Annotated in this window: 11 protein-coding genes; 5 read left to right on the forward strand and 6 right to left on the reverse strand. The window is 68.7% G+C overall.

Going from position 1 to position 13821, the window contains the following annotated elements:
• Window positions 1–53: 53 nt before the first annotated feature.
• Window positions 54–248, reverse strand: a complete 195-nt coding sequence (locus HEK131_RS25930; RefSeq protein WP_018544306.1) for a hypothetical protein — start codon at window positions 246–248, stop codon at window positions 54–56.
• Window positions 249–463: 215 nt separating this feature from the next.
• On the opposite strand from HEK131_RS25930, the gene HEK131_RS25935 reads away from it, so the two are divergent.
• Window positions 464–2584, forward strand: a complete 2121-nt coding sequence (locus HEK131_RS25935; protein ID WP_244337187.1) for a S9 family peptidase — start codon at window positions 464–466, stop codon at window positions 2582–2584.
• 140 nt (window positions 2585–2724) lie between these two features.
• On the opposite strand, the gene HEK131_RS25940 is transcribed toward HEK131_RS25935, so the two are convergent.
• Genes HEK131_RS25940 through HEK131_RS25960 form a run of 5 tightly spaced genes read right to left on the reverse strand, consistent with a single transcriptional unit; the run spans window position 2725 to window position 8304 of the window.
• A complete protein-coding gene (locus tag HEK131_RS25940) occupies window positions 2725–3801 on the reverse strand; it encodes an ABC transporter ATP-binding protein (RefSeq protein ID WP_244337189.1) in 1077 nt (358 codons plus the stop codon).
• Complete coding sequence (locus tag HEK131_RS25945; RefSeq protein ID WP_244337190.1) at window positions 3794–4768, reverse strand: ABC transporter ATP-binding protein; 975 nt, start codon at window positions 4766–4768, stop codon at window positions 3794–3796. Before HEK131_RS25945 ends, HEK131_RS25940 begins: the two co-directional genes overlap by 8 nt.
• Window positions 4769–4776: 8 nt before the next feature.
• Window positions 4777–5760, reverse strand: a complete 984-nt coding sequence (locus HEK131_RS25950; RefSeq protein WP_217463012.1) for an ABC transporter permease — start codon at window positions 5758–5760, stop codon at window positions 4777–4779.
• On the reverse strand, window positions 5753–6676 hold the full coding sequence (locus HEK131_RS25955; protein WP_244337192.1) for an ABC transporter permease: 924 nt from the start codon (window positions 6674–6676) through the stop codon (window positions 5753–5755). Before HEK131_RS25955 ends, HEK131_RS25950 begins: the two co-directional genes overlap by 8 nt.
• 5 nt (window positions 6677–6681) lie before the next feature.
• On the reverse strand, window positions 6682–8304 hold the full coding sequence (locus tag HEK131_RS25960) for a peptide ABC transporter substrate-binding protein (protein ID WP_244337193.1): 1623 nt from the start codon (window positions 8302–8304) through the stop codon (window positions 6682–6684).
• Between the two features lie 471 nt (window positions 8305–8775).
• On the opposite strand from HEK131_RS25960, the gene HEK131_RS25965 reads away from it, so the two are divergent.
• From HEK131_RS25965 to HEK131_RS25980, 4 genes are all read left to right on the forward strand, one after another.
• Window positions 8776–9804 (forward strand): ABC transporter permease, encoded by a 1029-nt coding sequence (locus HEK131_RS25965; protein WP_217463009.1) that lies wholly within the window; start codon window positions 8776–8778, stop codon window positions 9802–9804.
• An 80-nt stretch (window positions 9805–9884) separates the two neighbouring features.
• Window positions 9885–11645: an ABC transporter substrate-binding protein gene (locus HEK131_RS25970; RefSeq protein WP_217463008.1), complete on the forward strand. Its 1761-nt coding sequence runs from the start codon at window positions 9885–9887 to the stop codon at window positions 11643–11645.
• 111 nt (window positions 11646–11756) lie between these two features.
• Entirely contained in the window at window positions 11757–12737 is a 981-nt protein-coding gene (locus HEK131_RS25975; protein ID WP_217463007.1) for an ABC transporter permease, read from the forward strand.
• Between the two features lie 40 nt (window positions 12738–12777).
• Window positions 12778–13815 (forward strand): ABC transporter ATP-binding protein, encoded by a 1038-nt coding sequence (locus tag HEK131_RS25980; protein ID WP_217463006.1) that lies wholly within the window; start codon window positions 12778–12780, stop codon window positions 13813–13815.
• Window positions 13816–13821: the final 6 nt, after the last annotated feature.

Below are 13821 nucleotides of genomic sequence, written 5' to 3' on the forward strand. Positions count from 1 at the left end.
GCGCCGTACCCGGCGGGTGGGGTGGCAGGCCGCGCCGCCACCCCGGGCCCGCGTCAGAACTTGATGCTGCCGATCATGCTGGCGACGTTCGTGGTCAGCTCGCTGATCGTGGGTGCGATGGTCGAGGAGGCGAGATAGAAGCCGAGGAGCATGCAGATGGCGGCGTGCCCCCCTTTCAGTCCCGACTTCTTGATCAGCAGGAAGACGATGATCGCCAGCAGCACCACCGCCGAAATCGAGAGTGCCACGGCGGCTCACCTCCAATGAATCCCAGGGACACGGGGGGTTCGGACTATGGGGGTTGTGACTCGGTACAGCCCCGGCGGACCGAGCCCGAGAGCCAAGTCCACGCGGACGCCGCCAGGTTCATACCCACGCAGCGACAGTGATCATAACTATCCGTGCTCGCGCATCGCTCGGCGCACGGCCGCACAAGGGGGCGCATGGCCAATATGGTCGAGCCATGACGACCCAGACAGTCGACAGCGACTCCTTCCCCCGTCGACACGCCCGGACCCAGCGCTTCTCGCTCGGCGCGCCGCGCGCGTTCACCGTGGCGCCCGACGGCTCACGTGTCGCGTTCCTCCGCTCGGACTCCGGCACGGACCGCGCCAACTCCCTGTGGATCCTGGACACGACGGACGGCACCGAACGCATCGCCGCCGACCCGCGCGCCCTGCTCGCGGGCGCCGACGAGGAACTGTCGCCCGAGGAACGGGCCCGCCGCGAGCGCAGCCGGGAAGGTGGCGCGGGCATCGTCGGATACGCCACCGACGCGGCCGCCGAACTGGCCTCTTTCGCCTTGTCGGGGCGGCTTTTCACGGCCGAGCTGCGCGCCGGCACCGCACGTGAACTGGCCGTCCCCGGACCGGTGATCGACCCCCGCCCCTCCCCCGACGGCACGCACATCGCGTACGTGGCCGGGGGCGAGCTGCGGGTCGTCGGCGCCGAGGGAGCGGACGACCGGCCGCTCGCCACCCCCGAGGGCGACGAAGTGACCTACGGCCTGGCGGAGTTCATCGCGGCCGAGGAGATGGACCGTACCCGCGGCTTCTGGTGGTCCCCGGAGTCCGACCGGCTGCTGGTGGCGCGGGCGGACGACACGCCGGTGCGGCGCTGGTGGATCGCGGACACATCACACCCCGACCGTGAGCCACACCACGTGCGCTACCCGGCGGCGGGCACCGCCAACGCGGAGGTGACGCTGTTCGTCATCGGCCTGGACGGAGCCCGCACCGAGGTCCGCTGGGACCGTGAGCGCCACCCCTATCTGGCGCGTGTGCACTGGTCACAGGCGGGTGCGCCGCTGCTCCTGGTGCAGTCGCGGGACCAGCGCGGCCAGGCGTATCTGGCCGTGGACCCGGAGACCGGCGAGACCCGGACGGTGCACGCCGATGAAGATCCAACTTGGCTGGAACTTTTCGCCGGGGTGCCCGCCTGGACCCCCTCCGGACAGTTGGTCCGCATCGCGGACGAGGGCGGCGCGCGGGTCCTCACCGTGGGCGAACGCCCGCTGACCGGACCGCAGTTGCACGTCCGCGCGGTGCTGGACGTGTCGGCCGACGGCATCCTCGTCTCGGCCTCCGCGGGAGAGGCGGCCGAGGACCCTGAAATCGGCGAGATCCATGTGTACAGGGTCAGCGAACTGGGCGTCGAACGCGTGTCGCAGGAACCCGGCGTGCACTCGGCGGTGCGCTCGGGCGAGGTGCTGGTCCTGGTCTCCGCGACACTGGACAGCCCCGGCGCCCGTGTCCAGGTGCTGCGTGACGGAAAACCGGCGCTCGGTGTCCCGTCGTACGCCGAAAATCCCGGTATGTCCCCCCGCGTGACGTTGACCGAGGGGGGCGCACAGCGAATTCCGTGCGCCGTGCTTATGCCTACGGACTACCCCGACGACACTCCCCTGCCCGTCCTCCTCGACCCCTACGGAGGCCCGCACGGCCAGCGGGTCGTCGCCGCCCACAACGCCCATCTGGCCTCGCAGTGGTTCGCCGACCAGGGCTTCGCCGTGATCGTCGCCGACGGCCGGGGCACCCCCGGCCGCTCCCCCGGCTGGGAGAAGGCGATCCACCAGGACTTCACGCTTTCCCTCGACGACCAGATCGACGCCCTCCAGGACCTGGCGAAGCGCTACCCGCTGGACCTCTCCCGCGTGGCCGTCCGGGGCTGGTCGTACGGCGGTTACCTCTCCGCCCTGGCGGTCCTGCGCCGCCCGGACGTGTTCCATGCGGGCATCGTGGGCGCCCCGGTCACCGACTGGCGGCTGTACGACACCCACTACACCGAGCGCTACCTGGGCGACCCCGAGGCGGACCCGGAGAGCTACGCCCGCAACTCCCTGATCACCGACGAGGGCCTGTCCGCCCCCGCCGAACCGCACCGGCCCATGATGATCATCCACGGTCTGGCCGACGACAACGTGGTGGCCGCCCACACCCTCCGGCTGTCCTCCGCCCTGCTGGCCGCCGGCCGCCCGCACGAGGTGCTGCCGCTCTCCGGCGTCACCCACATGACCCCGCAGGAGCAGGTCGCGGAGAACCTGCTCCTGCTCCAGGTGGACTTCCTCAAGCGCTCCCTGAAGTGACGGCACCGCAGGAGGGGCAAACCCCCGTGAACCGCGTTAACACGCAGGCAACTTCACGGACGCCGCTCCGATATACGGACCCGCGAGTCTGATTCGCGTACGGCCGTGCGGGTGCCGTGAACGGGCCGGGATACGCCATGTCATCCCGGCCCGTTGCCGTGCCCCCCGTGCCCTTCCATGGCCCCCGGCACCACCTGCCGCTCCGCCGCGAACAGACACGCCGACGGATGCGCGACCGGCCCCGCCTCCGCCCCCGGCACCGCCCGGAACACCTCCGGCACCGCCAGCTCGGGCACCTCCACCGCACACCGCTTCTCCGCCTTCCAGCACCGGGTCCTGAACCGGCACCCGGAGGGGATCGCGGTCGGCGAGGGCACGTCACCGCTCAGGATGATCCGCTCCCGGTGCGCTCGCGCCTCCGGATCGGGCACCGGCACCGCCGACAGCAGCGCCTGGGTGTACGGATGCGTGGGGTGCTCGTAGATCTCCGCGTCCGTCCCGGTCTCCACGATCCGCCCTAGGTACATCACCGCGACCCGGTCCGAGATGTGCCGCACGATCGACAGGTCGTGCGCGATGAACACGTAGGACAGCCCGAACTCCGCCTGGAGCCGCTCCAGCAGGTTGATCACCTGCGCCTGCACGGACACGTCCAGCGCGGACACCGGCTCGTCCGCGACGATCACCTCCGGGCGCAGCGCCAGCGCCCGCGCGATGCCGATCCGCTGCCGCTGGCCGCCGGAGAACTGGTGCGGATAGCGGTTCAGGAACTCCGGGTCGAGCCCGACCACCTCCAGCAACTCCTGCACCCTGCGCCGCCGTTCCCCCTTGGGGGCCACCTCGGGGTGGATCTCGTAGGGCTCCCCGACGATGTCCCCGACCGTCATCCGGGGGTTGAGCGAGGTGTACGGGTCCTGGAAGACCATCTGGATGTTCCGGCGCACCTCCTTCAGCCGGCGCCCGGACGCGCCGGTGATGTCCTCGCCCCGGAACCGGATCTCTCCCTCGGTGGGCCGCTCCAGATGGCAGAGCAGCCTGGCCACCGTGGACTTGCCGCACCCCGACTCCCCCACGATGCCGAGGGTCTCGCCCCGGCCGAGGGCGAAGTCGACGCCGTCGACCGCCTTCACGGCGCCGATCTGCTTGCGCAGGACGATCCCCCGGGTGAGCGGGTAGTGCTTGACCAGACCGCGGGCTTGAAGGACGGGTTCAGCCATCGAGGCACTCCCTGAAGAAGTGGCAGGCGCTCACCCGATCGGGGCCCGCCTGGTACAGCGGGGGTTCGTCCGTGCGGCAGACGTCCCGTGCCATCGCGCAGCGCGGGTGGAAGGCGCAGCCGGGCGGGATGTGGGTCAGGCTGGGCGGCAGGCCCTTGATGGCGTACAGCTCGCGGCCCTTGTGGTCGAGCCGGGGGATGGATTCGAGCAGGCCGCGCGTGTAGGGGTGGGCCGGTGCCTTGTAGATGTCGTGCACGGGTGCCGACTCCACGATCCGGCCCGCGTACATCACGGCGATCCGGTCGGCCACGTCCGCGACCACACCGAGGTCGTGGGTGATGAGGACGAGCCCCATCCGGTACTCCCGGCGCAGCTCCGCGAGCAGGTCCATCACCTGGGCCTGCACGGTGACGTCGAGCGCGGTGGTGGGTTCGTCGGCGATGATCAGCGCGGGTTCCAGCGCGATCGCCATGGCGATCATGATGCGCTGGCGCATGCCGCCGGAGAACTGGTGCGGATAGTCCCGCACCCGCTGGGCGGCACCGGGGATGCGCACCCGGTCCATCAGCTCGACGGCCCGCTTCCGCGCGTCCTTGCGGGACATCCCCCGGTGCACCGTGAACATCTCCCCGAGCTGGTCGCCCACGGAGAGCACGGGATTGAGGGCGGACAGCGCGTCCTGGAAGATCATCGCCATTCCGGCACCCCGGATCCTCCGCCGCTCCTCCTCCTTCATGCTCAACAGGTCGCGGCCCTGGAAGAGGATCTGGCCGCCGGTGATCCGGCCGGGCGGCATGTCGAGGATGCCCATCACGGCCTGCGCGGTGACCGACTTGCCGGACCCGGACTCGCCGAGCACCGCCAGCGTCTCGCCCGCGTCGACCCCGTACGACACCCCGTTGACCGCCTTGGCGACGCCGTCGCGGGTGCGGAACTCCACGTGCAGATCGCGTACTTCGAGCAGCATGGGCGCCGTCACCTCAGCTTCGGGTCGAGGGCGTCGCGTACCGCGTCGCCGAGCATGATGAAGGCCAGGACGGTGACCGCCAGCGCACCGGAGGGCCACAGCAGGGCGTGCGGGGCGTTGCGGATGTAGGGGGAGGCGGCGGAGATGTCGATGCCCCAGGACACGCTGGGCGGCTTCAGGCCGACGCCGAGGTAGGACAGGGTGGCCTCCAGCGAGATGTAGGTGCCGAGCGCGATGGTGGCCACGACGATCACGGGTGCCACGGCGTTGGGCGCGATGTGCCGCAGCAGCAGCCGGGCGGGCGAGGCGCCGAGCGCGCGGGCGGCCTGTACGTAGTCGTTCTGGCGGGCGGTGATGACGGAGCCGCGCGCGATGCGGGAGATCTGCGGCCAGCCGAGCAGCACCATGAACCCGACGACCGGCCAGACGGTGTTGCTGGTGACCACCGACAGCAGCACCAGGCCGCCGAGGACCACCGGGATGGCGAAGAAGACGTCGGTGATCCGGGACAGCACCGCGTCCCAGGCGCCCCCGAAGAACCCCGCGAGCCCGCCGAGCACCGAGCCGAGCAGGGCCACCCCGAGGGTGGCGCACACGCCCACCGTGACCGACGTACGGGCGCCGTAGACGGTCCGGGTGTAGACGTCGCAGCCCTGCCCGTCGAAGCCGAAGGGATGGCCGGGCGCGGACCCGTCCTGGGCCTTGGCGAGGTCGCAGTCGAGCGGGCTGCCGGAGGTGATGGCCGAGGGCCAGATGGAGATGAAGACCAGGAAGACGATGACGAGCGCGGACAGCAGGAAGACCGGGTTGCGTCTGAGGTCCCGCCAGGCGTCCGACCACAGCGAACGCGGCCTGCTCTGCGGCCCGCCGCCCTCCGGCCCGCCCGGCATCCGCTCCAGGGTGGCGGCCTCACCGGTCGCGAGGTCCATCGCCCCGCCCATGCCGGTCCCGGCGATCGCCCCCCGCGGCTCGTACGACGACGGCTCAGGCATAGCGAATCCTCGGGTCGAGTACCGCGTAGAGCAGGTCCACCAGCAGGTTGGCGGCCAGGAAGACCAGGACCAGCACGGTGACGAAGCCGACCACCGTCTGCGTGTTCTGCCGCAGGATGCCCTGGTAGAGCTGGAAGCCGACGCCGTGGATGTTGAAGATCCGCTCGGTGACGATCGCGCCGCCCATCAGCGCGCCGATGTCGGTGCCGATGAAGGTGACGACGGGGATCAGCGAGGTCCGCAGCAGGTGCCGGACGATGACCCGGCGCCGGGGCAGCCCCTTGGCCACGGCGGTACGGACGTAGTCGGAACGCCGGTTCTCCGCGATGGAGGTCCGGGTCAGCCGGGTGACGTAGGCGAGCGAGACCGAGGCCAGCACCAGGCCGGGCACGATCAGCTCGTCGAACGGCGCCTCCGGGGAGACCGAGGGCTTGATCCACCCCCACTCCACACCGAGCAGCAGTTGGAGCACCAGACCGGTGACGAAGGTGGGCACCGAGATCACCACGAGGGTGAGCAGCAGGACGCCGGTGTCGATCGGCCTGCCCCGGCTCAGCCCGGTGAGCACGCCGAGGGTGATGCCGACGACCAGCTCGAAGAGGACGGCGACGATGGTCAGCCGGATGGTGACGGGGAAGGCGGCCGCCATCAGCTCGGTGACGGGCTGCCCGTTGAACGCGGTGCCGAAGTCACCGGTGAAGACGTTCCCCATGTAGGTCGCGTACTGCTGCCAGAGCGGCCGGTCGAGGCCGAACTCGCTGCGGAGCTGGGCCGCGGTGGCGGCGTCGCACTGCCGCTCCCCGCACAGGCCGGCGATGGGGTCGCCCATCACGTTGACCATGAGGAAGATCAGCAGGGTGGCCCCGACGAACACCGGCACCATCTGCAGCAGTCGCCGGACGACGTAGCGTCCCATGGGGCTCAGCTCACCTTGATCTCGTTGTACACCGGCACGCTGAACGGGTTGAGCTGGACGCCGGTGAGGCGCTGGGAGTAGCCGGCGTTGCCGTTCTGGTACCAGAGCGGGATGGCGGCCATGTTGTCCCGGACGACCTCCTCGGCCTGCTGGAAGGTGGAGATGGCCTTGGCCGGGTCGGTCTCGGCGTTGGCCCGGTCCACCAGCTCGTCGAACTCGGAGTTCGACCACTTGCCGTCGTTGGAGGAGGCGCCGGTGAAGTACAGCGGCTGGAGGAAGTTCTGGATGAGGGGGTAGTCCATCTGCCAGCCCGCCCGGAAGGGGCCGCTCATCTTGTGCTGGGCCATCTGGTTGCGGAAGTCGGCGAAGGTGCCGACCGGGTTGCCGACGCAGGCGTTGTCGTCGTCGAGGGCGTGGTTGATGGAGTTGCAGACCGCGTCGATCCACTCCCGGTGCGAGCCGGTGTCCGCGTTGTAGGTGAGCCTCAGGGAGCCGCCGGGGATGCCCCCGCCCTGCCGGACCAGCCGCTTGGCGGCCGCCGGGTCGTAGGTACAGGCGCGTCCGCACAGGCCCGCCTTGAAGCCCCCCTCGGCGCCGAGGACGGGTGAGGTCCAGTCGGTGGCGGGGGTGCGGGTGCGCTGGAAGATGGTCTTGGTGATCTGGTCGCGGTTGATGGCCATGGAGAGCCCGGTGCGGACCTTCTCCATGCCGGGCCGGTTCCAGCGCTCGTCGTAGTACGGGAAGGCGAGGGTCTGGATGATGCCGGCCGGGGTGTTGATGTACCGCTCGCCCAGGTCGGTCCTGACGTTCTTGAGCTGGGCGGCGGGGATGTCGTCGGCGAGGTCGAGGTTGCCGGCCATCAGGTCGGTGTAGGCGGTGTTGTTGTCGGTGTAGACCTTGAGGATCACGCCGTCGTTGAGCGCCTTGTCGGCGCCGGGGTAGCCGTTCCACTTCCGCAGGCTCATCTGGGAGCCCTTGGTGTAGGACTCGATGGCGTACGGGCCGTTGCCGACCGGGGTCTTCAGCCAGGCGGCGTGGTCGGTGAAGAAGGCGCGGGGCAGCGGGGCGAAGGCGGCGTAGCCGAGGGTGTCGGGGAAGCCGGAGAACTTCTGGTTGAGCGTGACGGTGAAGGTGCGGTCGTCGACCACCTCGAGCCCCGACAGGGTGGTGGCGCGCTGGCTCCCCATCTCGGGGTGGACCTGGTCGTAGCCCTCGATGTAGCCGAAGAAGTACGCGTTCTTCTGCTTGTTCTTCAGGCTGGCGCCGTAGTTCCAGGCGTCCGTGAAGGAGCGGGCGGTCACCTTCTCGCCGTTGGAGAAGGACCAGCCGTCGTTCAGCTTCACGGTGTAGTGCCGGGAGTCCGTGGTCTCGATCGACCGGGCCAGCATGTTCTGCGCCTCGCCGGTCCTCGGGTCGTACCGCTTCAGGCCCCGGAAGACCATGTCGAGCACCTTGCCGCCCTGCACCTCGTTGGTGTTGGCCGGCTCCAGCGGGTTCTGCGGGTCGCCCCAGGAGGAGGTGAGCATCCCGCCGTCCGCCGCGCCGCTCGCTCCGCCGCCGCAGCCGGTGGCGGCGAGCGCCACCGCCGCAGCGCCGACGAACCATCGGGCGTGCGTGATTCCGCGCATGCGTGCCTCCTTAGCGATCACCTCACCGTTACCGGTCAATATCGGCCCCTACGGCACGTCCCGCATGCCCGCCGCCCGATTGCCCCGCCTTTAGAGGGACACGTCAGCCATATGCAGGCAGGTCGGGAACGGCCTCGGTGATCTTGCGGACACAACGCAATGGATCGCCGCGCAACGTTGCCGAAACGTTGGATCGTGACGCGTCGATGTACGCATTTCGACACCCTGCCATCCGCATATCGAACCCATTGGTCGATTTACCCGAATAGTCCGGAGTGAAGCACGGATTGATTACGGTCGCGCTACACGCGTAGCTACGGATGCGTCAAGCAGAAGTAAAGAAGGTAAATAGAAAACCAAGTCGACCGAGAATTTATTGACCTTGAATGAATTGCGTTGAAAAAGTCCGGCGTAGCCCGTAGGGGAGCGCCCTGCGGAGTCCTCAGACCCTCCCTCGGGCCAGGAGCACCAATGACCACCCCAACTCCATCTGCGGCTGCCCCGCTTGAGGTGACCGACGAGCCCGTCGAGAAGTCGACCACTTCTCCGGGCCCGAAGGGCACCGAGAGCAGGTCTCCGGGACAACTGGCCTGGCTCCGGTTCAAGCGGGACCGCGTCGGTGTCGTCTCGGCCGTCATCGTGGTCTTCTTCTTCGTGGTCAGCCTCGCCGCCCCGCTCATCGCCCACCTCTACGGGAAGGACCCGTACACCACGTACGGGCTCAACACCCCGGGGCTGCTCGGCGACAACGGCTTCCCGGCGAAGCCGAACGGCGGCATCGACAGCGAGTTCTGGTTCGGCATCGACCCGCAGCTCGGCCGGGACGTCTTCACGTTCCTGCTGTACGCGATCCGCAACTCGCTGATGATCTCCGTCGCGATCACCGTGCTCACCATGGTCGCCGGCGTGGTCATCGGCATCAGCGCGGGCTACGTCGGCGGCAAGACGGACTGGTTCCTCGGCCGGGTCATCGACATCCTGCTCGCCTTCCCGCAGCAGCTCTTCTTCGTCGCCTTCACCCCGGTGGTCCTGGCGCTCTTCGTGGCGGACAACGAGAACACGCCCACCTGGCTGGTCGTGGTCTGCCTCATCCTGCTGCTCACCATCTTCGGCTGGGCCTCCATCGCCCGGCTGCTGCGCGGCCAGGTACTGGCCCTGCGCGAGCGGGAGTTCGTCGAGGCGGCGAAGGTCACGGGCGCCTCCCCGGCCCGCATCATCTTCAAGGAGCTGCTGCCCAATCTCTGGACGCCCATCCTGATCCAGGGCACCCTGCTGCTCCCGGCGATGGTCACGACGGAAGCGGGCCTCGCCTACCTCGGCGTCGGTATCCAGGACCCGACCCCGGACTGGGGCATCATGATCGGCTACGCCGCCCAGTTCTACCAGGACGACTTCACCTTCCTGCTGTTCCCCGGCGTGACGATGGTCGTCTTCGTCCTGGCCTTCAACCTCCTCGGTGACTCGGTGCGCGACGCGCTCGACCCGAAGACCAACCGCTGACTCCGGCTCGACTCCAGGGCCTCGGCAAGGCTGCCGCGGTGCCGGTTCTCTCTCATCAACCCACTTCAAGGCAGGATGCGATGTCCTTCTCGCGCAGAAACTTCCTGATAGCCACTGGTGTTGCCGCTGCCTCGGGCTCGGTGCTGACCGCGTGCAGCAGCGGTAACACGAGCAGCGCGGGGAAGGCCGGCAAGCAGGAAGCGGCCCAGGCCCACGCCAGCACGGTCAAGATCGGCACGGCGGAGGACTCCAAGGGCCCGGCTCCGGAGGTCTCCGGTGCCAAGAAGGGCGGCAAGGTCTACCTGCTGAACGACGACGACTTCTCGCACCTCGACCCGCAGCGCGTCTACTACGCGTGGAACTCGCTCGCCGTCGTCGTCCTCTCCCGTTCGCTCACCGGCTACAAGATCGGTGACGACGGCTCGATGACCCTGGTCGGCGACCTCGCCACCGACACGGGCACCATGAAGGACGGCGGCAAGACCTGGACCTTCACCCTGAAGGACGGGATCAAGTGGGAGGACGGCTCCGACGTCACCGTCGACGACGTCCGCCACGGCTTCGAGCGCGCCTTCGCCAACTTCATCACCGAGGGCGCCGTCTACGCCCAGACCTGGCTGACGGGCACCCAGGAGTACCGCAAGTCGTACTCGGGCCCCTTCAAGGGCAAGCACCTGAAGTCGATCGAGATCAGCGGCAAGTCCATCACGTTCCACCTCTCCGAGGCGCGTCCGGACTTCAACTACGTCGTGGCGATGCAGTCGTACGCGCCGACCCCGGTGAAGCACGACAAGAAGCAGGACTACGACAAGAAGCCGTTCTCCAACGGCCCTTACATGATCAAGTCCCACGTCACGGACAAGTCGATGGTCCTGGTCCGCAACAAGCACTGGGACCCGGCCACCGACCCGATCCGCAACGCCTACCCGGACGAGTTCGACTTCACCTTCGGCATCGAGCAGCAGACCGCCGCGGACCGTCTGATCGCCGACTCCGGCAACGACCAGTACGCCGTGTCCTGGCGCACCGTCCCGCAGGACCGCGTCCAGCAGGCCACCGCCAAGGCCAAGGACCGCCTGTTCGAGGACCTGAGCAGCGGCACCAGCGTCTACTGGATCAACCAGACCCGCGTCACCGACATCAAGGTCCGCGAGGCCATCATCCGCGCCTGGCCGACGGCCGGCATCCGCCAGCTCCAGGGCGGCACGCACCGCGGTGACTACGCGACCGGCATCATGAGCCCGCTCGTCGCCGGTTACGAGTCGCAGGACGTGTGGGGCAAGCTGAAGAACCCCGCGGGTGACCCGGCCGCCGCCAAGGCGATCCTGAAGAAGGCCGGCAAGACCGGCACCAAGGTCGTCTACGCGTACATGAACGACCCGGTCAACGCCAAGGTGAAGGTCGTCGTCGAGAACGCCCTGAAGGCGGCCGGCTTCGACGTCGTCTCCAAGGGCATCGACTCCACCACCTGGTACGACCAGATCGGCAAGCTCGACAACGGCTACGACATCTACTGGGGCGGCTGGTCCTCGGACTGGCCGACCGGTTACTCGGTCTTCCAGCCGCTGTTCGACAGCCACAACGTGGTGGATCAGGGCACCAACTACTGCCACCTGAAGAACCCCGACGTGGACGCCGCCATCAAGGCCGCCACCGCGGAGCCGGACCAGACCAAGGCCAACGCCATGTGGGCCGCCCTGGACAAGCAGGTCACCGAGCTGGGTGCCTTCATCCCGGACGTCTACATGAAGCGCCTGTACATCCACGGCTCCAAGCTCGGCAACGTGAAGATGGACCCGCAGTTCGACGGCTGCATGCTCTACAAGATGTACGTCAAGTAGCGATCCGTCCCTGAGAGGTGGGGCGGCGGCCCGCCGCCCCACCCTCGGCTCGTCCACCGGGCCCGACCCGGCCCGATCCGCACGACGGCCCTCCCAGGAAAGCCAACCCCCATGCTTCGCTTCCTCGTTCGCCGACTTCTCGGCGCCGTGATCACAGTGGTGATCATCAGCGCGGTCACGTTCATGCTCTTCTACGCGGTACCGCGCGATCCGGCCCGGCTGGCCTGCGGCAAGGTCTGCACGCCGGAGACCCTGGAGGTCATCCGGCACAACATGGGGATCTCGGACCCGATGCCGGTCCAGTACTGGCACTGGCTGTCGGCCATCTTCGTGGGCCGCGACTACTCCGGCTTCGGCCACTGCGACGCCCCGTGCCTCGGCTACTCGTTCGTCAACCGCGAGCCGGTCCTCGCCACCATCCTGGACCGCTTCCCCACCACGGCCTCGCTGGCCATCGGTTCCTCGGTCGTCTTCCTGTTCTTCGGCATCGGCGCCGGCATGCTCGCCGCGGTGAAGCAGGGCCGGATGCTGGACAAGATCGCCAGCTCCGCCTCGCTGGTCGCCTCGTCCATGCAGATCTACTTCGTCGGCCCGGTCGCGCTGTACCTGCTCGTGTACCAGTCGCACATCCTGTCGCAGCCCTCGTACACGCCCTTCACCGACAACCCCGGCGCGTGGTTCACGGGACTGCTGGTTCCCTGGCTGGTGCTGGCGCTGATCTGGACGGCCAACTACACCCGTATGACCCGCTCCCAGCTCGTCGAGACGCTCAGCGAGGACTACGTCCGCACGGCCCGCGCCAAGGGCATGTCCCGCCGCAACGTCTTCTTCCGCTTCGCCTGGCGCGGCGCGATGGGCCCGATCGTCACCATCTTCGGCATCGACATGGGCGTGCTGCTCGGCGGCGCGATGATCACCGAGAAGACCTTCAGCCTCCAGGGCCTCGGCATGCTGGCGGTGAAGTCCGTGTTCACCAACGACCTGCCGATGCTGCTCGGCGTCATGGTGATCACCGCCTCCTTCGTGGTGGTCGCCAACATCATCGTCGACGCGGTCTACGCGATGATCGACCCGCGTATCCGGCTCGCCTGAACCCGCCCGCCCCCCGCATCACCCTTTCTGGAGCGTCCCCGTGACGAGCACCGATTCGCAGCCCTTCCTGTCCGTCAAGGACCTGAAGGTGCACTTCTCGACCGAGGACGGCACCGTCAAGGCCGTCGACGGCCTCTCCTTCGACCTCGCTCGCGGCAGGACGCTCGGCATCGTGGGCGAGTCGGGCTCCGGCAAGTCGGTCACCAACCTGACCATCCTGGGGCTGCACAACCCGGACACCACCAAGGTCGAGGGCTCCATCGAGCTGGACGGCGAGGAGCTGAACGGCGCCTCCGACCGCACGCTGGAGAAGCTCCGCGGCAACAAGATGGCGATGATCTTCCAGGACGCCCTGGCCTCGCTGTCGCCGTACCACACCATCGGCACCCAGATCGGCGAGGTCTACCGCAAGCACACCGGCGCCTCGAAGAAGGCCGCGCGGGAGCGGGCTATCGAGATGCTGCGCCGGGTCGGCATCCCGCAGCCGGACCGGCGGGTGGACAACTACCCGCACGAGTTCTCCGGCGGCATGCGCCAGCGCGCGATGATCGCCATGGCCCTGGTCTGCGACCCGAAGCTCCTGATCGCGGACGAGCCCACCACCGCGCTGGACGTCACCGTGCAGGCCCAGATCATGGACCTGCTCAAGGACCTCCAGCAGGAGTTCGGCACCTCGATCATCTTCATCACCCACGACCTGGGCGTCATCGCGGACATCGCCGACGACGTGCTGGTGATGTACGGCGGCCGCTGCGTCGAGCGCGGCCCCAAGGAGGAGGTGCTGCGCACCCCGCAGCACCCCTACACCTGGGGTCTGCTCGGCTCCATGCCGAGCCTGGACGGCCCGGTCGACGTGCCGCTCAACCCGATCCCGGGGTCCCCGCCCTCGCTGCTGAACCCGCCCACCGGCTGCCGCTTCCACCCGCGCTGCGCCTTCGCGGAGAAGGTCGAGGGCAACCGGTGCGCCACCGAGCGCCCGCCGCTGCAGATCGAGGACGGCCGCGGCAACGCCTGCCACCTTTCCGACGGCCAGCGCCGTGAGTTCCTCGCCGACCTTGCCGCCAGCAAGGCCATCTGACGTACA

It is taken from the genome of Streptomyces seoulensis (genome assembly GCF_022846655.1).
Lineage (GTDB): Bacteria > Actinomycetota > Actinomycetes > Streptomycetales > Streptomycetaceae > Streptomyces.

Bases quoted from the DNA above. Each gene is read 5' to 3' on its own strand.
- HEK131_RS25970 (WP_217463008.1), top strand. From the start codon at position 9,885: ATGTCCTTCTCGCGCAGAAACTTCCTGATAGCCACTGGTGTTGCCGCT.
- HEK131_RS25950 (WP_217463012.1), bottom strand. From the start codon at position 5,760: ATGCCTGAGCCGTCGTCGTACGAGCCGCGGGGGGCGATCGCCGGGACC.
- HEK131_RS25940 (WP_244337189.1), bottom strand. From the start codon at position 3,801: ATGGCTGAACCCGTCCTTCAAGCCCGCGGTCTGGTCAAGCACTACCCG.
- HEK131_RS25960 (WP_244337193.1), bottom strand. From the start codon at position 8,304: ATGCGCGGAATCACGCACGCCCGATGGTTCGTCGGCGCTGCGGCGGTG.
- HEK131_RS25935 (WP_244337187.1), top strand. From the start codon at position 464: ATGACGACCCAGACAGTCGACAGCGACTCCTTCCCCCGTCGACACGCC.
- HEK131_RS25955 (WP_244337192.1), bottom strand. From the start codon at position 6,676: ATGGGACGCTACGTCGTCCGGCGACTGCTGCAGATGGTGCCGGTGTTC.
- HEK131_RS25965 (WP_217463009.1), top strand. From the start codon at position 8,776: ATGACCACCCCAACTCCATCTGCGGCTGCCCCGCTTGAGGTGACCGAC.
- HEK131_RS25975 (WP_217463007.1), top strand. From the start codon at position 11,757: ATGCTTCGCTTCCTCGTTCGCCGACTTCTCGGCGCCGTGATCACAGTG.
- HEK131_RS25945 (WP_244337190.1), bottom strand. From the start codon at position 4,768: ATGCTGCTCGAAGTACGCGATCTGCACGTGGAGTTCCGCACCCGCGAC.